This window comes from Burkholderia sp. Z1 (genome assembly GCF_014893795.1).
GTDB lineage: Bacteria > Pseudomonadota > Gammaproteobacteria > Burkholderiales > Burkholderiaceae > Burkholderia > Burkholderia theae.
Map to the genome: position 1 here is coordinate 3,362,388 of NZ_JACFYL010000001.1, position 18,929 is coordinate 3,381,316.

Genomic DNA, 18,929 nt, shown 5'->3' on the forward strand with positions numbered 1-18,929 from the left:
CAAGGCGTCCGACCAAACGACCAATTTTCACGTCGATGTGAGGAAAATTAGCAAATGGACCTCCGACAGCTACCTGCGCTGAATGCGATTCGCGCGTTCGAAGCCGCCGCCCGTCACGAGAATTTCTCGCGCGCCGCCGACGAGCTGTTCGTCACGCACGGCGCGGTCAGCCACCAGGTGCGCGCGCTCGAGGAAGAGCTCGGCGTGCAGCTTTTCACGCGCAACGGCAAGCGGCTGTGCCTGACCGACGCCGGCATGCGCTACGCGCAGCAGGTGCGCGGCGCGCTGATGGTGATCGCCGACGCGACCCGCGACGTGCGCGCGAGCGACCGCGACCGGCGCCTCGTGGTGTCGATGCTGTCGTCGTTCGCCGCGCGCTTCATCACGCCGCGCATCGGCAGGTTCATCGAGCGGCATCCGGAAATCGACGTCGAGCTGCAATCGACCAACTCGCTCACCGATTTCGCGCGCGACGACGTGGATCTCGCGATCCGCTTCGGTTTCGGCACCTATCCGGGGCTGCATGTCGAGCCGTTGTTCGAGGAAGTGTTCTTTCCGGCGTGCGCACCGACGCTGAACGGCGGCAAGCTGCCGCAGACGCCCGCCGATCTCGTGCACTACAACCTGCTGCGCTCGGACGACGAGCTGTGGCGGCCGTGGTTCGACGCGGCGGGGCTCGATACGCTGACCGAGCCGAAGCGGGGGATTCTGTACCAGGATTCGTCGAACCTGCTGCTGGCCGCGATCGACGGCCAGGGCATCGCGCTGGTGCGCCGCTCGCTCGCGGTGCACGACCTGCTGGACGGGCGCATCGTGCGCCTGTTCGACATCGACGGGCCGAGCCCGTGGCACTATTTTTTCGTGTGTCCGCCGCCGCTGCTGAACACGCCGCGCGTGCAGGCGTTCAGGACCTGGCTGCTCGAGGAAGTCGCCGAATACAAGCGATTGTGCGACGAGCTGGACGCGCGGCGCGCGGCGGGGAAGACCCCCGCCGAGTGCGCGCAGGAAGGAGGATGGAAGGCGCTTAAAGTACGACCTTGACCATCGGATGGCCGGTCAGTGCGCGGTAGATGTTGTCGAGTTGTTCCTGGCTCGTCGCGCGCACGGTGATCGTGAGGCCCGTGTAATTGCCGCCGCTCGACGCGCGCTCCTCGATCTTCTCGACATCGATCTCGTTGTCGTGCACGGCGACGACCTTGAAGATCGTGTCCTTGAACTCGGGGTGCGCCTTGCCCATGATCTTGATCGGGAAATCGCACGGGAACTCCAGCAGCGACTCCTTCCGGGTCTCGATCGCGCCGGTGACCTCGACGGTTTTGGTCGGTTCGCTCATCATTTTCTCCGGGTTAGGTCAAACTGTTCAAACTCGCGTGCCTTCGCACGCTGGTACGCGTCGTACAACGCCGCGAACACGGGGCCCGGCTTGCCGCCCTGCACGGGCAGATCGTCGAGCGACGTGACGGGCAGCACTTCCTTCGTGGCCGACGTGATCATGATCTCGTCCGCGGCACGCAGCTCGACCTCGCTGATCTCGCGTGCGACGAACCGAATGCCGCATTCGTCGGCAAGCTGCTCGACCAGCGCATAACGGATCCCTTCGAGGATCTTGTTGCTGCGCGGCGGCGCGAGCAGCTCGCCGTTCTTCACGATCCACACGTTCGACGACGAGCCTTCGGTCAGGTAGCCGTCGCGCAACTGCAGCGTCTCGAACGCGTCGCGTTCGGCCGCATGTTGCGCCATCAGCACGTTGCCGAGCAGCGAGATCGACTTGATGTCGCAATGCAGCCAGCGGCGATCCTCGGCCGTCACGCAGCGCACACCCTTCGCGCGCTCCTCTTCCGGCGGCAGGCGCAGCGGGCTCGTCATCGCGAACACCGTCGGCACCGTGTTCGCCGGGAACGCATGGCCGCGCTTCGCGACGCCGCGCGTCACCTGCAGGTAGACGAGTGCGTTGCCGTCGCCGAGGCCCTCGGCATTCGCCGCGACGACGCGCTCGATCAGCGCGCGCCAGCCGGCCGCGTCGTGCGGGTTCTCGATGCCGATCTTCTTCAGGCTGCGCGCGAGCCGCTCCAGATGCTGCTCGATCCGGAACGGCACGTGCGCGCCGTCGTGCGCATAAACGGGGACGACTTCATACACGCCGTCGCCGAAGATGAACCCGCGGTCGAGCACCGGGACACGGGCTTCCGACAGCGGCACCAGTTCCTCCTGCGACGAGACGCTGAGGTAGACGATCGGTTCGAATTCGGCTTGGCTCATGGCTATGACAGATGGGGATGAAGTCGTGAAAACAAAGGCCCGTCGTGCTTACTTCTTCTTGCTGAACATCAGCAGGATCGAGTCCCAGATACGCCCGAAGATACCCGCTTCCGGCACCGCCTGCAGCGCAACGACCGGGAATTCGGACAGCGTCTTGCCGTCGGCGACGATCTTCACGGTGCCGACCTGCTGGCCTTCCGCGAGCGGCGCGATCAGCGGCGCATTGACGTCGACTTCCGTCTTGACCTTGTCGCCGAGGCCGCGCGGCACGGTCGCCCACTGGTCGCTCTTCACGCCGACCTGCACGGTGTTTTCCTTGCCCTTGTAGATGCGCGGCGTCGAGATCGCCTGGCCGCCCTTGAACAGGCGCACCGAATCGAACGCGCTGTAGCCGTAGTTCAGCATCTTCATGCTGTCCTGCGTGCGCTCGCCTTCCTTCTGCTCGCCCATCATCACCGACACGAGGCGGCGCTGGCCGTCCACGCCCGGAATCGCGCGCTTGGCCGATGCGATCAGGCAGTAGCCGGCCGCTTGCGTATGGCCCGTCTTCAGGCCGTCGACCGTCGGGTCGAGCCACAGCAGACGGTTGCGGTTGCCCTGGCGGATGTTGTTGTACTTGAATTCCTTCTCCGAGAAGATGCTGTAGTACTGCGGAAAATCGCGGATCAGGTGGGCCGACAGGTTCGCGAGATCGCCGGCCGTCGTGTAGTGGTTCGGGTCGGGCATGCCGTTCACGTCGGCGAAATGCGTGCCCTTCATGCCGAGGCGCTTGACCTCGTCGTTCATCATGTTGACGAACTGCCCTTCGCTGCCGCCGACGAGTTCAGCCAGCGCGATCGCGGCGTCGTTGCCCGACTGGATGATCATCCCGTACACGAGGTCGTGCACCGACACCGGCTTGTTCGCCTCGATGAACATGCGCGACTCGTCGCGGCCGACGCGGCGTACCGCGTCGCTCGGCGTGACGATCTGCTCCATCGAGATCTTCTTCTTGTCGAGCGCCTCGAACACGAGGTAGGCCGTCATCAGCTTGGTCAGCGACGCGGGCTCGACACGCTCGTCCGCATTGCCCGACGCGAGCACCGTATTGCTCGTCGCATCGACGAGCACCCACGAGCGCGCGTTCACGCCCGGCGGCGGCACCGCGCCCGGCATGTAGGTCGCGGGCGCGCCGGTGAACTGCTCGGCGGCGGCGGCCGGCGCCGCATGCGCGGCCTTGGCCTTGGCGGCCGGCTTCGCCTCGGCGACGACGATCGTCGACGCGAGCGCGACAGGCAGCATCACGCCGAGCGCGACGTTACGCGCGGCGGTGCCAAAGGCGATGGAGGAAGCGAGGGACTTGAGGCCTTGGGGAGACAGACGCATGATCGATTCAGGCTGATGGCAGAAAGTGCGGTGCGAAACGCGCAGGGTTGAACGGCAAGGCGGCGGGCGTTTCGGGCACTCGCCCGAAATCGTCGGGCGACGCGAAACGCGCCGGTTGGACTCGTGCGGACGCGTTCGGTTCGCGGCCGTCGCGAGCGGGCGGACAGGCGGCGAAACGAGCGCCGCATGGGCCCAGCCGGGCCGCGGGCGACGCGGAATGCGGCCATTATACGTGGCCGCGAAGGGCGTTTTCGCGAACCGGGTGTCGTGCCCGCTGCCAGGCGGTGCCGATGTGCCGGCGGATTCACGCTCGCGGCAACGCGCAAACCGCGGCGATGCGCAGCGGCATCGCGAGGAATTGCCACGCCGCCACGGGCGCGAAGGTGCAGCACATCAGTACGGATTGGCGTCGGACACGGCACGGTCGCCGGACGGCCGCATACCGGCTTCGAGAGCATAGCGCGGGTGCGCCGCGGGTCATCACGCTCGAAGCCGCGCGAAAAGCGCGCGCAGGCGGTGTGCAAGTCGGGTTGCGCCGCACGCTGCGGCGCGATGTCGCGCGGGTGAAGTGGCGCATCCGGCGGGTGCCGGGTGCGCGACGTGAGCCGTCGGCGGTCAGCCGGTCAGCGCCACGCGTCGACGATGATGCGCTTCAGCACGTGCAACTTGCGATGGAGGAAATGCTCGGCGCCGGGGATCACGACGACCGGCAGCTCCTGCGGCCGCGCCCAGTCGTACACCGATGCGATCGGCACCGTGTCGTCGGTTTCGCCGTGGATCACGAGCGTGTTCTCGGGCACGTCGGCCACCTGCCAGCGGCTCGCGGCCGTACCGACGAACACCATCCGCTCGATCGTCTCGCCCGCGTCGCGCAGCCGCTTCGCGACGTGCGACAGCACGAAGGTGCCGAACGAGAAGCCCGCGAGCACGAGCGGCAGGTCCGCATACGCGGGCTGCGCGCGCATGTGCGCGAGCACCGCGAGCAGGTCGTCGGCTTCGCCGGTGCCGTTGTCGTGCACGCCTTCGGTCGCGCCGACGCCGCGGAAGTTCGACCGGTAGACGACGTAGTCGAGCTGGACCAGCGTACGCGCCAGCGTTTGCGCGACCTTGTTGTCCATCGTGCCGCCGAACAGCGGATGCGGATGCGCGACGAGCGCGATGCCGCGCGGCGCGGCGCCGCCTTCGCGCACGGCGTCGGGCAGGTCGACCGCGATTTCGATCTGCCCGACCGGGCCCGCGATCAGCGACTTCTGCGTATGAACGTTCATTCGGCCGGCCTGCTCAGATCTTCAGACGGTCGACGACCTTGCCGTCGCGCAGGTGCGATTCGACGATCTCGTCGATGTCGGCCTGGTCGACATACGTGTACCACGTGCCTTCCGGATACACGACCATCACGGGCCCTTCCTCGCAGCGGTCGAGGCAGCCGGCCTTGTTGATGCGGACCTTGCCGGGCCCCGCGAGGCCGAGTTCCTTCACGCGCTTTTTCGCGTATTCCTGCATGGTCTGCGCGTCGCATTGCGCGCAGCTCGGGCGTTCGGCGCCCGGGTCGCGCTGGTTCAGGCAGAAGAAGACGTGGTGCTGGTAGTAGGAATCCATGATGGTGGCGAGCGGCCCGGCGCGATGCCGTGCGGAAAGAGGAGCGATTGCCGTTGCACGGGGCAACGGATGATGGTCCGGACGATTATAGCGACCGGCGCGCACCGCTGCCCGCGACGAAGCAGCGGCCGCCCCGCCCGAAGCGCCGCGTCAGCGGCGCAACGCGGCCGGCAGCCACGCGTGCTCGACGCGCTGGCCGAGCCAGATCAGCGCCGCGTAGGGCCAGATCCACGCGAGCCAGCGCGCGATGCTGTTGAAGTGCACGTAGCGGCCCTGCCGCCAGCCCGACAGCGTGAAGTCGAAGAACGGATTGACGGGCAGCAGGTTGACGAGCGCCACGCCGGCCAGCAGCGCGAGCGCCGCGAGCGTTGCGCGCCACGTCGCCGGCACGCGCAGCGCGACGAGCGCGGCCGCGAAACCGAGCTCGATCCCGAGCCGCGCGCCGGGCGTCGCCCACACGACGACGAGGCCGGTGGCCGACTGCATGAACGTAGCGGCCGCCTTCAGCACGAGCGTCGCGGCGACGAACGCGATCAGGAGCCGGATGCGCGGCGCGCGCGGCCGCATCGCGAGCGACGCGATCGCCAGCGCGGCGAACAGCATCAGCCCGCCGAGCGCGGCTTCCCACGCGGAGTCGGACAACCAGCCGTCGACGCGCTCGGGCCATTCGCTTACGCGCCACGCGGCCGGCAGCCACGCGAGCAACGCGTCCTGCATCGACGCGTCGGCGCGCTCCCACAGCGCGGCCGGCCAGTCGCCGATACCGAACAGGAACGGTGACGGAAACAGGATCGCGAACGGCCACAGCCCGGCGAGCAGCAGCGGCGTCGCGCCGTCCACCTCGAACCACGCGAAGCGCAGCCGGCGCAGCGCGCCGCGGTCGAGCAGCGCGCCCGTGGCCGGCGCGACGAGCGCCGCGCCCAGCAGCGCGCCGAGCGCATTGGCCGCGAGATCGAGATTCGATGCGACGCGCGTCGGCAAGTAGGTTTGCAACGCCTCCATCGAGCCCGACAGCAGCACGCCGAGCCCGCCCGCGATCAGCGTCGCGGCAACGCCGCGCCAGCGCGGGTGCAGCGCGAGCACGCCGAGCGCGCCGAACGGCAAATAGCCGAGCACGTTCGTGACCACGTCGAATGCGGTCACGTAGCGCTGCATCGGCGCGAACAAGTAGTCGAACGGTCCGATGCCGAGCGACACCCAGCCTTCGAACGGATACAGCGATGCGTAGACGATGAGCGCCGCGTAAGCGGCAAAGGCCTGCCGCGCGAGCGACGACGCGCGGGGCGCGCCGGGCGCGTTCATCGCGGCTGCGCGGCACGCGTCACGGCGTGCCCGCGTACGCCTGCATGCCGACCCACGCGGCGATCTGCGACACGAGCTCGTCGCTCGCCGCCGCGAGCGCGCGCGCACCGCCGGCCGCATCGGGCGTGCTCGACGGTGCGCGCGCGACGAACGTGCGCTGGCCGAGCACCTTGCCGTCCAGCGTCAGCGTCGCGCGCGCGGTGACGGCGCCGTGGCTCTGCGACTGGCCGTCGAACACCTGCTCGAATTCGTTCAGGTCGACCTTGAGGGTCGGCGCGCGCACGCCGTCGGAGCCTTCGAGCACCGCGCCGCGCGCCGACAGCGCGCCGCGCAGCCGCTGCGTGAGCAGTTGCGCGGGCGGTGCCGTCCAGCGGCTGTCGCGATAGACGGCCACGTGCTGCGCATCCGCGTACGCGAGGCGATACGCGAACTTGTCCGAATCGAGCGCATCGGGCGCGGCGACGTCGAGCACCTTCAGCGCGGGGCCCGCGCCGGCCGTCACGACCGAAGCAGCCGGCCCGAGGTCGTAGCGGACATTCGACAGCGCCGCGCTGTTGCCGGCGCAGCCGGCCGCAAGCGAGAGCGTCAGCACGGCGAGCGCGGCCGCGGCCGGACGCAGCGCGCGGTCAAGGATTCGTGGCATGGCGTGTTCCTGCATGATGTTTCCGGTTTCGATGGGCGTCACTGTCCGGCCGTCGCACCCGGCCACACAAAGCCCGCTTCACCGGGCCCGGGCGCCGAGCCAGGCGTACCGAACAACAGACTGCTCGGGTTGCGGCCGAGTTCACCGGCGACGTCCTTCAATTGCCGCGACGCGTCGCCGACGCTGCCGGCCAGCGCATTGAAGCGCGGCAGCGTGTCGTACTGCACGCGCGCGTTGAGATCGTTCAGCGCGACGCCGACCTGCTCCGCGGCCGTGCCGGCCTTGTTCAGGTTCGACACGAGCGGCCCGTTCGGCTGCAGCAGCGTGTTCGCCGACGCCATCGTGCGGTTCACCTGGTGCATCGTCTCCGGCAGCGCGGCGACGGCCGGGGCGAGCTGCTTCGACAGCGTCGTCGCGCCGTCGGCCGCGTGCTGCAGGCTTTCGGCGGTCGCGCGCAACTGCTCGCGCATCTCGGGCGACATCAGCGCATTCGCGCTCTTCGCGGCCAGTTCGAGCTGCCGCAGCAGCACGTCGCCGCGCTCCTGGATCTGGTCGAACAGGCTCGGCCGCATCGGGATCTGTGCGATCGCCTTCGGCGACGACGGCAGCGGCGCCAGGTCGCGGCCCGTATCCTCGAGCTGCACGAACGCGATGCCCGTCACGCCCTGGAAACCGAGACTGCCGTAGGTCGACTGCGTGATCGGCGCATCGTGGTCGACGAGAATCCGGATCCGGATCTGGCCCGGATGCGTGCGATCGAAGCCGATCGACTGCACCTTGCCGACGTCGAGGCCGCGAAAACGCACGGCCGCGTCTGGGAACAGCCCCGTCACGTTGGTGCGCGCGAGCAGGTCGTACGGCACGCGCACGGTGCGGTCGACGTTGAACCAGAACACGGTGCCCGCGATCGCGAGCGTCAGCGCGATCGTGAACAGGCCGGCCCAGAACGCATGTGATTTGTTTTCCATTCGCGGATTCCTTGCTCCTTGCCTTGCCTACAGCTCGACGCTCGACAGCGCCGGTTCGAGGGCCGCCTTCGGCAGCTTCGCGCGCCGCTCGGGCGGCAGCGCCTGCAATGCGCGGCGCCCGCGCAGCCCCAGGAAATATTCGTGGATGAACGGATGGTCGACGTTCGCGACCTCCTCGACCGGCGCGGCGACCAGCACCTTGCGGTCGGCCAGCACCGCGACGCGCGTCGACAGCGCGACCATCGTGTCGAGATCGTGCGTCACCATCACGACGGTCAGCCCGAGCGTGCGATGCAGCGTCGCGATCAGCTCGACGAATTCGTCCGATGCCTGCGGGTCCAGGCCGGCCGTCGGCTCGTCGAGGAACAGCAGTTCGGGCTCGAGCGCGATCGCGCGCGCGATGCCGACCCGCTTCACCATCCCGCCCGACAGCGCGGCCGGCATCTTCGACGCGTGCTTGCACGGCAGCCCGACCATCTCGAGCTTCAGCATCACGATGTCGTGCAGCAGGTCCGGCGGCACGCGGCCGAGCTCGCGCAGCGGCTGCGCGACGTTGTCGAACACCGTCATCGACGAGAACAACGCGCCCTGCTGGAACAGCATCCCCGAGCGCGTGCGCATCATCCGCGCGCTCGCGTCGTCGATCGTCGCCGTATCCTCGCCGAACACCTTGATCGTGCCCGACGTCGGCCGCTCGAGGCCAAGGATCTGCCGCACGAGCGTGGTCTTGCCCGAGCCCGAACCGCCGACGACCGACACGATCTCGCCGCGCCGCACGTCGAAGTCGAGCTTCTGGTGAATGATGTTGCGCCCGTAGCGCTTCGTCAGGTTGCGCACCTCGATCACGAGGTCGCCGGTATCGGCCGCCGATTCGTTCAACGCGTTCATCCGAGCCCCACGTTCTGGAACAGGATCGCGAACACCGCGTCGGCGAGGATCACGACTGTGATCGACGACACGACCGACGTGGTCGTGCCTTCGCCGAGGCTCTGCGAGTTCGCCTTGATCCGGAAGCCGAAATGGCAGGCGACCAGCGCGATCAGCATGCCGAACACGACACCCTTGCCGACGCCGATATACAGGTTGGCGATCGGCACGACGCCCGGCAGCGAGCGCACGAAGTAGTTGACGTCGATCCCGAGCACGAGCTTCGCGGCGAGCGCGCCGCCGGTCAGCGCGATGATGTTGGTCCACATCACGAGCAGCGGCATCGCGACGCCGAGCGCGAGCACGCGCGGCAGGATCAGCCGCAGCCCGTGCGGGATGCCCATCACGCGCATCGCGTCGAGCTCCTCGGTCACGCGCATCACGCCGATCTGCGCGGTGATCGCCGAACCCGAGCGGCCCGCGACGAGGATCGCCGACAGCACCGGCCCGAGCTCGCGGATCACCGACAGCCCGAGGATGTTCACGATGTAGCGGTTCGCGCCGAACATCTGCAGCTGCTGCGCGGACAGGTAGCTGAGCACGATGCCGATCAGGAACGCGACGAGCGCGGTGATCGGCAGCGCCTGCGCGCCGGCGCTGTAGATGTTCGCCGAGGTTTCCTTCCACGGCATGGTCCGCGGGTGGCGCAGCACCGACAGCGCATCGAGGATCACGAGGCCGAACATCGCGATGCCGCCCTGCAGGTGTTCGCCGAACGAGAAGATCGCCTGGCCGAGCCGCGTGACGGGATCGAAGCGCACGACGCGCTCGGGCGCCTCGCGCGCGCTGTCGAGCCGCTCGATGCGCTCGAAGATCGTGCGCTGCGTGGCGCTCAGCGCGACGCCGGCCGGCAGCTTGCGGCCCCACACGCGCCACAGTGCCTGGCCGCCGACGTGATCGAGCCGCTCGATGCCGGACAGGTCCCATTCGCTCACGCGCCCGGAGCCGATGCTCGCGACGCGACGCGCGACCGCGCCGCGATTGCGCGCGAGCGCGAGCGCGGTCCACTGGCCGTACAGGCGCACCGTCCGGCCCTGGCCGCCGGCGTCGACCGACAGGCCGGGAGGAGTCTCGAAGTCCAAGGGCAGGTTGTTTGCAAAAGGATGACAGCGGCCATTGTAGCGAACCGCCCGGCGCCGCGACGTGAGGATTTCCGTGAGGGCGCCTGGCTGGGGGCGCCCGGCCCGGGTCTGCTCGTCGGCCGCCGCACACCGCGGCCCGCTGCCCGCGTCGTCACCTTTCATTCTTCCGTCACGTTTCCTTTCGATACTCTCACGCGCCGCACCTCAGGCCGTCGGCGCCCCGCGCCGCCATTGTGTTGCGCACCTCGCCAAAACAGAACAGAACTCCAAACAGGACAACCGATGCGTTTCCCCCCGCTTTCCCGCCGCCGCGTACCGGCCGCCACCGCGCTCGCCAGCCTCGCCTTTGCCCTCGCCGGCTGCGGCGGCGACGACATCTCCGCCCCGCCGCCGTCGCAGCCGCAGGCCCAGACGCCGGTCGGCACGAAGGCCACGCTCGCGCTGCTCGAGACGACCGACCTGCACACCAACGTGCTGTCGTATGACTATTTCAAGCTCGCCGCCGACAATTCGCTCGGCTTCGAGCGCGTGTCGACGCTGATCGCGCAGGCGCGCGCGCAGTATCCGAACACGCTGCTGCTCGACAACGGCGACACGATCCAGGGCACCGCGCTGTCGGACTACCAGGCGCTCGTGAAGCCGGTCGGCTGCGACCAGACGCTCGCGATCTACAAGGTGATGAACGCCGCGAAATTCGACGGCGGCGGGATCGGCAACCACGAATTCAACTACGGGCTGCCCTACCTGTCGCAGGTGACCGGCAACACGTTCGAGGTCGACGGCCTGCCGGCCCCGGCCCAGCAGAAGAAGTGCGCGGGCCCGAACTTCCCGCAGGTGCTCGCGAACGTGATCAGCGCGAAGACCAACGCGCCGCTGTTCACGCCGTACACGATCCTGACCCGCACGGTGACGGCGACGACGCCGGACGGCAAGACGGTCAGCGCGCCCGTGAAGATCGGCATCATCGGCTTCACGCCGCCCGCGATCATGAACTGGGACAAGCGCTGGCTCGACGGCAAGGTCTACACGACCGGCCTGAAGGAAGCCGCCGAGAAGTACATTCCCGAGATGCGCGCGAAGGGCGCCGATCTCGTCGTCGCGATCTCGCACGGCGGCCTCGACAACTCCGCGTATTCGCCGACGATGGAGAACGGCAGCTGGTGGCTGTCGACTGTGTCTGGCATCGACGCGATGCTGATCGGCCACTCGCACCAGGTGTTCCCGGACGCGAACAGCACCGTGTCGCAGTTCAACCTGCCGGGCGTCGACAAGGTCAAGGGCACCGTCAACGGCGTACCGACCGTGATGGCCAACTACTGGGGCAAGCACCTCGGCGTGATCAAGCTCGGCCTGAAGTTCGACGGCAAGGCGTGGAGCGTCGACAAGTCGCAGACGACCGTCGAGGCGCGGCCGATCCAGAACGCCGACAAGTCCTACGTCGCGGCCGATCCGTCGGTATCCGCGGCGATCGCGGCCGAGCACCAGGCGACGATCGACTACGTGAAGACGCCGATCGGCTCGACCGACTACCGGATGAACTCGTACTTCGCGGATGTCGGCGATCCGGGCGCGATCCAGATCGTCAACGAGGCGCAGGCCGATTACGTGAAGACCTACGTGCAGGCGAACCTGCCGCAGTACGCGTCGCTGCCGGTGCTGTCGGTCAGCGCGCCGTTCAAGAGCGGCTTCGGCGGCGGCAGCGACTACACCGACGTCGCGCCGGGTGCGCTCGCGATCAACAACGCGGCCGACCTGTACCTGTATCCGAACACCGTGTACGCGGTGAAGGTCAGCGGCGCCGACGTGAAGAACTGGCTCGAAACGGCCGCGAAGCGCTTCAACCGGATCGACCCGACCAAGGCGACCGTGCAGCCGCTCGTCAGCACCTTCCCCGGCTACAACTTCGACATGTTCACGTCCGCCGATCTCGCGTACGAAATCGACGTCACGCAGCCGCTCGGCAGCCGGATCAGGAACCTCACGTACAAGGGCGCGCCGATCGACCCGAACGCGCAGTTCATCGTCGCGACCAACAACTACCGCGCGAGCGGCGGCGGCAACTTCCCGGGCCTCGACGGCAGCAAGACGATCTTCGCGTCGCCGGATGCGAACCGCGACGTGCTGATCGCGTTCGTGAAGCAGCGCGGCAAGATCACGCGCACGGCCGACGGCGCGCAGCGCAGCTGGCGCTTCACGAAGCTCGCGAGCTCGGTCGCGCACGTGCAGTTCGCGTCCGCGCCGAACCGTCTCGGCGACGCGGCGGCGGCCGGTCTGGCCGGCATCACGCAGGTCGCGGCCGACGACGGCTCGGGCAAGAACCTCGCCATTTACGAGATCGACCTGACGCAATGAGACACGCGATGCAACCGATCCGGACGATGCGGCCGGCCGAAACCGGCCTCGCCGCCGCCGCGCGGCGCCTGCTGCGCACGAAACTCCCGCCGGCCGCGCTGCTCGCGGCGGCGGCCGTGACCGTCGCGGCCGTCGTCGCGGCGACCGGCCTGCGCGGGGCCGGCCCCGCGCCGAGCGCCGCGCAGCTCGACGAGTGGCAGGCGATGGTCACGCAGGCCACCGAGCCGCACGCGCTCGCGCAATTGCGCACCCTTGCACGCCGCGGGTCGGGCGCCGCGCAGGCGGCACTCGGCATCGCGCTCGTCGACGCGCGCGAACCGGGGCTGCGCGACGAGGGGCGCGGCTGGCTGGAAACCGCCGCGCAGGCGAACGACAAAGCCGACGCACCGGCCGCGCGGCGCGCGCAGCTCGCGCTCGGCAAGGCACTGCTGCTCGGCAGCGGCGACATCCCGAAGGACTACGCACGCGCCCGCGCGCTGCTCGGCGAAGCCGCCGAACAGGGCGACCCGGCCGCCGCGTATTACCTCGGGCTGATCTATCGCAGCGGCTACGGCATCGCCGCCGATCCGGTGCAGGCCGCGCACTGGTTCGGGATCGCGTCGCGCGCGGAGATCCCGGCCGCGGACTTCATGCTCGCGAACGCGTACCGCGACGGCAGCGGCGTGCCGCGCGACGACGCGCACGCACTGGCGCTGTATCGCCGGGCCGCCGAACACGAGTTGCCGGAAGCCGTGCAGACACTTGCGATGGCCTATCGCAACGGCGAGCTGGGACTCCGGCCCGACGCGGACGAATTCCACGCGCAGTGGATCGAAACCGCGCATGCGCTGAAGCACCCGGTCGTCGCGCCGTGACGGTTCGTCTACCCGCGCGAACGCCAACGCCCGCCAGCGGGACCGCGGCTGCCTGACGCGCATGACCTGCGCCCCGCGATCGTCCGGAACCGGAACCGATCGCGGGGCGCGGGCGTGCGCGCCGGTCGATCGGCGCGCGCCAATGCCTTAACATGCAGCCTCACAATAAAACCTGAGAGAACTGCACCCATGTCCGATCGCCTGTCCCGGCTTCGCGCCGCCATCGGCGCCGCCGCCATTTCCGTCGCCGCCGCCCCGCTCGTTGCGCTCGCCGCGCCGCCCGCCCATCCCGACATCTTCAACGCCGCGCTCTGCAAGCCGCCGTTCACGTCGGACATGATGGATTCGATCTACAACACCGCGAAGGCAACCGATCCGAAGCCGGACGAGTCGATGCTCGGCGCCGCGGTCTTTCGTCTGCCGGAGCCGATCCACCATGACGGCTTCACGACCCAGCACGTCGTGTTCGTCAGTACCGGGATCGGCGTGCTCATCGACGGCGAAGTCGCCGACCGGCTCGCCGCGCGCTACCAGCTGACGCCCGAGAAGGGCCACCTGCTGGGCGCGTCGTCGGTCGGCTATTCGCGCCGGCTGACGGTCCGCGGGCCGGGGGGCGCGCTGATCCTCGTGTCGGCCCGCCAGGGCCCGGCGCTGAAGGGAAAAACGCTGCTTGCGTGCGAGATGACGTCGGAGGAAGACATCAAGGCGCTGGAGCAAATGGAAAAGCAGTAAGGCGTGTGGCGGGGTGCCGGTAATCGAGCGCCCCGTCATTGCGAGCGGCGCTAAAGCAAACGGGACACGTAAGGCTCAAGATAAAGCAGACCCGCGAGTAGGGTCCCGATTCCGAGCGCTGCACTCCATCTTTTGCATGACCAACGCCGATACGCTATTGCATTGACGACGCTGAAGAGCACCGCTGGCGCAAACAAGTACGTGAAGAAAAGCAGCCCTTGCCACCATGAGAACGGGCATTTGTCGATCTCATAGCACCCCCGCGCCGGTGTGCCTGGGGTTTCCGGCCATCTTATAAGGCTGTATGCATCAAGGTAGAGCCAGGTCAATAGCAAGCCACCGATGGTTCCAGAAAGCGTAATCCAGAATCGCTTCACGCAATCTCCCAAAACCAGATTGAATTCGATCTCCCGAAATCGGAATAACTGAGGCTTGGCAGAACGCTCGCACCCTGCCGAAATGATGCTATCCCGATATATCGCCCTAGCATGATTGTGCCGCAAGAATTGTCGCAGCAGCCAGGCGAACAGGCGGGAATAAACTCGATCTCGATCTGGTTACGCTGGCTCGGGAGAATGAGCGAATCGTTTCGCCACATCTTTGTATCGATGTTGATTCGACTCCGCGAAATCCCAAGATTCTAAAGATACACCTCAACAGATTCCGCTCGGCGACGCGCAACGGTCATCGCATCTTGTTCGCTTCCGTCCGCGAACCCGTAAATTACGACGGGACCGTCCTTCGCCGCACCATCACGGACGGTGATCAACAGACCGGCAAGCTCGACTCGGTCCGCGTTCGAAAGCGATGTAACACCGCGCTCGATCTTTCCACCGTACTGCAACGGGAAACTACACGCGAAAGCCATTCCGCAAACACTTGGCACTGAAAAACCGATCAACGCACGGAACGTACCAAGCACTATCGTCCGCACTTCTGTTTATCGCGATAAAGTTGATTCATATCATTTGGAGACGGGCATGATGAACCAATGCACCTCAATCTCCTTTCCGTTTTTTTCTTTCCCGGTTTCGTCCGCATACATACCCACGCCAGCCGCCGATTACCGAGGCCACAACCAGGGACACAAACCAACCAACAAAAAACAGGTTGGCGACATGTGGGTTCGTATCGAACAGACTGCCTCTCCCGTGAAGAATCAACACGCCGAACAGATACAACCCGCCCCAACAAACAATCGTGGCCATGACCGAGCCAGAAATTGCACCGACGATGGGCTTCAACAGTTTCATTTTATCGGGAAGAACATGATTTTTTTAGACATACGAAAATCAGACCACAATCCTGGAATCACGATATTCCAGCGGGTTCGAAGCCCAGTACCGAATCCCGTGAGTTTTTCGCCGTTCCATAGATCAATGTGCCCGCCGCTTGCGTTTCCCTCTGCTTCCCCGTCGCGAGTCCAGTAACCGTCAAACATAATGATGCCAGTTCGCCCTTTGACTCTATCCCTCCAATCATCTCCGGTGACGTTTTCCGCCCTCCCCAGGCCCGCAAAAGGCTGCAGCTTCAACCATTCCCCGAGTTCATTGGCGCGCGTGGCGGTTGCTTTTCCATTCAGCAGGATTCGCCCGATGCTCGACTGACCAGCAAGCGGCTTGACCAGTTTCGATGAAAACGACTTCATTTCAACGCCGACACGATGAAAGGCGACGCTCATGCGGATGGCGCATTGATTCGTATAAGCCGGATTGTCATAAGGATTGCCCGACGGGTAGGCGTCCCACAGCTCCTTGAATGTTACCGCCCTCAGTTGCACACCCTTGATGGAATCGGGCGTCGTGTTCGTTCTTACCGTTGTCGGGCTGTTTGGCATGGCGTCCAGTCCTTGTGTACAAGAGCGTCTTCGCCCCAATAGATCGTGTAACTGTCGGCGGTCTCGGAATGGATACGTGGCAACACGCCATCACCATTCACGTACCCTGCGAAGGTGCGCCCGTTACTCATTTCGATCAGATATGGATAGTTCTGCGGTAACGTGGTGCCTATGCCGACACGCACCTGTTCGTCGTAGCAGGGCGCGACGTCCGCTCGTGTCGCTACGACTTCCCCTTTGTCATCGGCTGTTTGAGCTAGCTTGTCTTTCTTGGACGCCCTCGCCTCTTCGGAGGTCACGATCATTTTCATGCCCCGCTCCGCATAGAACACAGGAGGCGGGTTGCATCCGCATGCATTGATATCGCCGCTCAATGCCCATGGTTTGCCATTGGGGCCCGTGCCCGGCAAACGCGGACCTTCCGGCGCGATGAATCCTTCCTGTTTGCAAGCTGCGCAGTAGGTCTTCATGTAGAGCGTTGCGATCTGTACGCGTGGGGGTGGATTAGAACATGTGACGGACTCCAGCCCTTCCGTAATCACGGCGTTACCGCCCCGGTCACCTTTGGCGAGGAAATAACGAATCATGCTGACTCACCTCGAAACGTCGCGCCCGAACGCTTCGCATCCGCATAAGGACGAACCGGTCCCGGTTCGATGACTGCCTTATTGCCGGCCCGGATACTCCCGCTGCTTTCTGCAGCAAGCCGGCGGATAACCGTAGAAGAAGATGCTGGCGACTCTTGCCCGTTGCTCATCTGGATTCCCCGTCGTCAATGGCTGGCATCCAAAATGCCAAAACAGCAAAATGGAATCAATCAGACGAATTCGAAATCCTAATCAATTTATATGGGTCGACGATGTTTTCCTCATCACCCGACAAGAACGGGCCAGACTTCATTTTGCTGGACGATGCACTTCCGCTTGATTGCACGACATCTTCGCCTGACGGCAACGAAATTCGAGCCAACGCGTCGCGACGATCCAGGCAAGCGCCCCGACAAACACCTCCCCGCATCCCGACGCGCCCCCAGCCCCCTGTCGCTACAATAGCCACCATGAACGCCCCCACCTCCTCCGACACGCCCGATTCCGGCGACGCGCACATCGCGCGCAACCGGCTCGAGGCGCACCTGGACGCCGCGCCGCGCGCGTGGCCGCTCGACATCGTCGCCGCCACCGGCTCGACCAACGCCGACGTCGCGACGCGGCTCAAGGCGCTGCCGCGCAACGCGAACGCGTTGCCCGCGCCGCTCGTGCGCGTCGCGTTCGAGCAGACGGCAGGTCGCGGCCGGCAGGGCCGCCCGTGGTTCGCGCAGCCCGGCAATGCGCTGCTCTGCTCGGTCGGCTGCATCGTGCCGCGCCCCGTCGACGCGCTCGCCGGCCTCAGCATCGCGATCGGCGTCGCGCTCGCCGAAGGGCTGGCCGCGCTGCCGCTCGATGCCGGCATGCGCGTCGCGCTCAAATGGCCGAACGACCTGCTGCTGACGGCCCCCGGCGACAACACGCCGCGCATCGTCGGCAAGCTCGCCGGGATCCTGATCGAAACCGTCTGGACCACCGCCGACGCGACCGCCGTCGTGATCGGCTTCGGCATCAACGTGCGCGGCGCGGAAGCCGTCGCCGCGCAGGTCGACGCGCTGCGCGCGCGCGAAGCGACACTCGCGAGCGGGCTGCCGCCCGCCGCGCTGTCGATCGCGTGCGCATCGGCCAACCTCACCGATACGCTCGCCGCGTCGCTGAACGCGCTCACCCCTGCGCTTGCTCAGTACGGCGCCGACGGGCTCGCGCCGTTCCTGCCGCGCTGGCACGCGCTGCACGCGTTCGCCGGCCGCGAAGTCGTCCTGCTGGAGCAGGGCGTCGAACGCGTGCGCGGCATCGCGACGGGGATCGATGCGACTGGCCAGTTGCTGCTCGACACGCCGAACGGCGTGCAGGCGATCGCGGCCGGCGACGTGTCGCTGCGCGAGGCGCAATGAGCGAGCCGCACCTGCTGATCGACGCCGGCAACAGCCGGATCAAGTGGGCGCTCGCCGACGCGCGGCGCACGCTCGTCGATACGGGCGCGTTCGGCCACACGCGCGACGGCGGCGCCGATCCCGACTGGTCGAACCTGCCGCGTCCGCGCGGCGCATGGATCTCGAACGTCGCGGGCGCCGACGTGGCCGCACGGCTCGACGCGCTGCTCGACGCCCGCTGGCCGGGCCTGCCGCGCGCGGCGATCCGCTCGCGCGCCGCACAATGCGGTGTGACGAACGGCTATACGACGCCCGAACAGCTCGGCAGCGACCGCTGGGCCGGCCTGATCGGCGCGCGCGCGGCATTTCCGGGCGAGCATCTGCTGATCGCGACGTTCGGCACCGCGACGACGCTCGAGGCGCTGCGCGCGGACGGCCGCTTCACGGGCGGGCTGATCGCCCCGGGTTGGGCGCTGATGATGCGCGCGCTCGGCACGCACACCGCGCAGTTGCCGACGCTGACCACCGACATCGCAAGCGGGCTGCTGGCGGGCGCGCAGGCCGAACCGTTTCAGGTCGACACGCCGCGTTCGCTGTCGGCCGGCTGCCTGTACGCGCAGGCCGGGCTGATCGAACGCGCATGGCGCGACCTCGTCGATGCGTGGCAGGCGCCTGTGCGGCTCGTGCTGGCCGGCGGTGCGGCGGACGACGTCGCGCGCGCGCTGACGGTCCCGCATACGCGGCATGACGCGCTGATCCTGTCCGGGCTCGCGCTGATCGCCGAGGAAGCGGCCGCGCAGGATTGACGGAAATTTGCCGGCTTCGCTGCCGCGGCGGCGGATTCGACGAACGCTCATGCAGGGCTTCGTCGCGGTGACGATAGGGAAGGGTGCGCCGCGGCGAGACAGGCGGCAGGCCGTTCGCGCGGCCAAGGTCGAAGGTGTGTTGCCTGACTGTTGCGAACCGTCATGGAAGCAACGAAAAGGCCGGCCATGTGGCCGATCCGACTGAACGACGAAACGACTGAACGAAGAACCGACGAAAAGGAGTGT

19 protein-coding genes are annotated in these 18,929 nt (G+C 67.0%); 6 read left to right on the plus strand and 13 right to left on the minus strand.

Annotated features, from left to right (window positions below; genetic code table 11):
* Window positions 1-54: 54 nt before the first annotated feature.
* Window positions 55-1,041: a transcriptional regulator GcvA gene (locus tag H3H55_RS15620; RefSeq protein WP_193099190.1), complete on the plus strand. Its 987-nt coding sequence runs from the start codon at window positions 55-57 to the stop codon at window positions 1,039-1,041.
* On the opposite strand, the gene H3H55_RS15625 is transcribed toward H3H55_RS15620, so the two are convergent.
* From H3H55_RS15625 to H3H55_RS15670, 10 genes are all read right to left on the minus strand, one after another.
* Complete coding sequence (locus tag H3H55_RS15625; RefSeq protein ID WP_011546305.1) at window positions 1,025-1,333, minus strand: YbeD family protein; 309 nt, start codon at window positions 1,331-1,333, stop codon at window positions 1,025-1,027. The two genes, H3H55_RS15620 and H3H55_RS15625, sit on opposite strands and share 17 nt — an antisense overlap.
* On the minus strand, window positions 1,333-2,259 hold the full coding sequence (locus tag H3H55_RS15630; protein ID WP_048247127.1) for a D-amino acid aminotransferase: 927 nt from the start codon (window positions 2,257-2,259) through the stop codon (window positions 1,333-1,335). Before H3H55_RS15630 ends, H3H55_RS15625 begins: the two co-directional genes overlap by 1 nt.
* A gap of 48 nt (window positions 2,260-2,307) precedes the next feature.
* Window positions 2,308-3,624 (minus strand): D-alanyl-D-alanine carboxypeptidase family protein, encoded by a 1,317-nt coding sequence (locus H3H55_RS15635; RefSeq protein ID WP_048247128.1) that lies wholly within the window; start codon window positions 3,622-3,624, stop codon window positions 2,308-2,310.
* 623 nt (window positions 3,625-4,247) lie between these two features.
* The gene (locus H3H55_RS15640; protein WP_048247130.1) at window positions 4,248-4,892 is read right to left on the minus strand and encodes an alpha/beta hydrolase; all 645 of its coding nucleotides are present in this window, start codon (window positions 4,890-4,892) and stop codon (window positions 4,248-4,250) included.
* Window positions 4,893-4,905: 13 nt separating this feature from the next.
* The gene (locus tag H3H55_RS15645; RefSeq protein ID WP_006485233.1) at window positions 4,906-5,223 is read right to left on the minus strand and encodes a (2Fe-2S) ferredoxin domain-containing protein; all 318 of its coding nucleotides are present in this window, start codon (window positions 5,221-5,223) and stop codon (window positions 4,906-4,908) included.
* A 150-nt stretch (window positions 5,224-5,373) separates the two neighbouring features.
* Complete coding sequence (locus H3H55_RS15650) at window positions 5,374-6,525, minus strand: VanZ family protein (RefSeq protein ID WP_193099192.1); 1,152 nt, start codon at window positions 6,523-6,525, stop codon at window positions 5,374-5,376.
* A gap of 19 nt (window positions 6,526-6,544) precedes the next feature.
* Window positions 6,545-7,183: an ABC-type transport auxiliary lipoprotein family protein gene (locus H3H55_RS15655; protein WP_412022957.1), complete on the minus strand. Its 639-nt coding sequence runs from the start codon at window positions 7,181-7,183 to the stop codon at window positions 6,545-6,547.
* A gap of 23 nt (window positions 7,184-7,206) precedes the next feature.
* Window positions 7,207-8,136: an MlaD family protein gene (locus H3H55_RS15660; RefSeq protein WP_193099195.1), complete on the minus strand. Its 930-nt coding sequence runs from the start codon at window positions 8,134-8,136 to the stop codon at window positions 7,207-7,209.
* A gap of 27 nt (window positions 8,137-8,163) precedes the next feature.
* Window positions 8,164-9,024, minus strand: coding sequence for an ABC transporter ATP-binding protein (locus tag H3H55_RS15665; RefSeq protein WP_193099197.1), 861 nt, complete (start codon window positions 9,022-9,024; stop codon window positions 8,164-8,166).
* Window positions 9,021-10,145: an MlaE family ABC transporter permease gene (locus H3H55_RS15670; protein ID WP_193099199.1), complete on the minus strand. Its 1,125-nt coding sequence runs from the start codon at window positions 10,143-10,145 to the stop codon at window positions 9,021-9,023. Before H3H55_RS15670 ends, H3H55_RS15665 begins: the two co-directional genes overlap by 4 nt.
* 282 nt (window positions 10,146-10,427) lie before the next feature.
* Here H3H55_RS15670 and H3H55_RS15675 point away from each other — a divergent pair, with 282 nt between their 5' ends.
* The 3 genes from H3H55_RS15675 (at window position 10,428) to H3H55_RS15685 (ending at window position 14,083) form a co-directional block, all read left to right on the plus strand.
* Window positions 10,428-12,497: a bifunctional 2',3'-cyclic-nucleotide 2'-phosphodiesterase/3'-nucleotidase gene (locus H3H55_RS15675; RefSeq protein WP_193099201.1), complete on the plus strand. Its 2,070-nt coding sequence runs from the start codon at window positions 10,428-10,430 to the stop codon at window positions 12,495-12,497.
* An 8-nt stretch (window positions 12,498-12,505) separates the two neighbouring features.
* The gene (locus H3H55_RS15680) at window positions 12,506-13,351 is read left to right on the plus strand and encodes a tetratricopeptide repeat protein (RefSeq protein WP_193099203.1); all 846 of its coding nucleotides are present in this window, start codon (window positions 12,506-12,508) and stop codon (window positions 13,349-13,351) included.
* 189 nt (window positions 13,352-13,540) lie between these two features.
* Window positions 13,541-14,083: a hypothetical protein gene (locus H3H55_RS15685; RefSeq protein WP_193099204.1), complete on the plus strand. Its 543-nt coding sequence runs from the start codon at window positions 13,541-13,543 to the stop codon at window positions 14,081-14,083.
* A 998-nt stretch (window positions 14,084-15,081) separates the two neighbouring features.
* On the opposite strand, the gene H3H55_RS15690 is transcribed toward H3H55_RS15685, so the two are convergent.
* The 3 genes from H3H55_RS15690 to H3H55_RS37295 are packed head-to-tail and all read right to left on the minus strand — an operon-like array spanning window position 15,082 to window position 16,507.
* On the minus strand, window positions 15,082-15,336 hold the full coding sequence (locus H3H55_RS15690; protein ID WP_155420244.1) for a hypothetical protein: 255 nt from the start codon (window positions 15,334-15,336) through the stop codon (window positions 15,082-15,084).
* Window positions 15,333-15,920, minus strand: a complete 588-nt coding sequence (locus H3H55_RS15695) for a type VI secretion system amidase effector protein Tae4 (protein WP_080970864.1) — start codon at window positions 15,918-15,920, stop codon at window positions 15,333-15,335. The genes H3H55_RS15690 and H3H55_RS15695 overlap by 4 nt, the downstream gene beginning before the upstream one ends.
* The gene (locus H3H55_RS37295) at window positions 15,896-16,507 is read right to left on the minus strand and encodes a PAAR domain-containing protein (protein ID WP_226800056.1); all 612 of its coding nucleotides are present in this window, start codon (window positions 16,505-16,507) and stop codon (window positions 15,896-15,898) included. Before H3H55_RS37295 ends, H3H55_RS15695 begins: the two co-directional genes overlap by 25 nt.
* A 470-nt stretch (window positions 16,508-16,977) precedes the next feature.
* On the opposite strand from H3H55_RS37295, the gene H3H55_RS15705 reads away from it, so the two are divergent.
* Both H3H55_RS15705 and H3H55_RS15710 read left to right on the plus strand, forming a co-directional pair.
* A complete protein-coding gene (locus H3H55_RS15705; RefSeq protein WP_193099206.1) occupies window positions 16,978-17,898 on the plus strand; it encodes a biotin--[acetyl-CoA-carboxylase] ligase in 921 nt (306 codons plus the stop codon).
* On the plus strand, window positions 17,895-18,683 hold the full coding sequence (locus H3H55_RS15710; RefSeq protein ID WP_193099208.1) for a type III pantothenate kinase: 789 nt from the start codon (window positions 17,895-17,897) through the stop codon (window positions 18,681-18,683). The genes H3H55_RS15705 and H3H55_RS15710 overlap by 4 nt, the downstream gene beginning before the upstream one ends.
* Window positions 18,684-18,929: the final 246 nt, after the last annotated feature.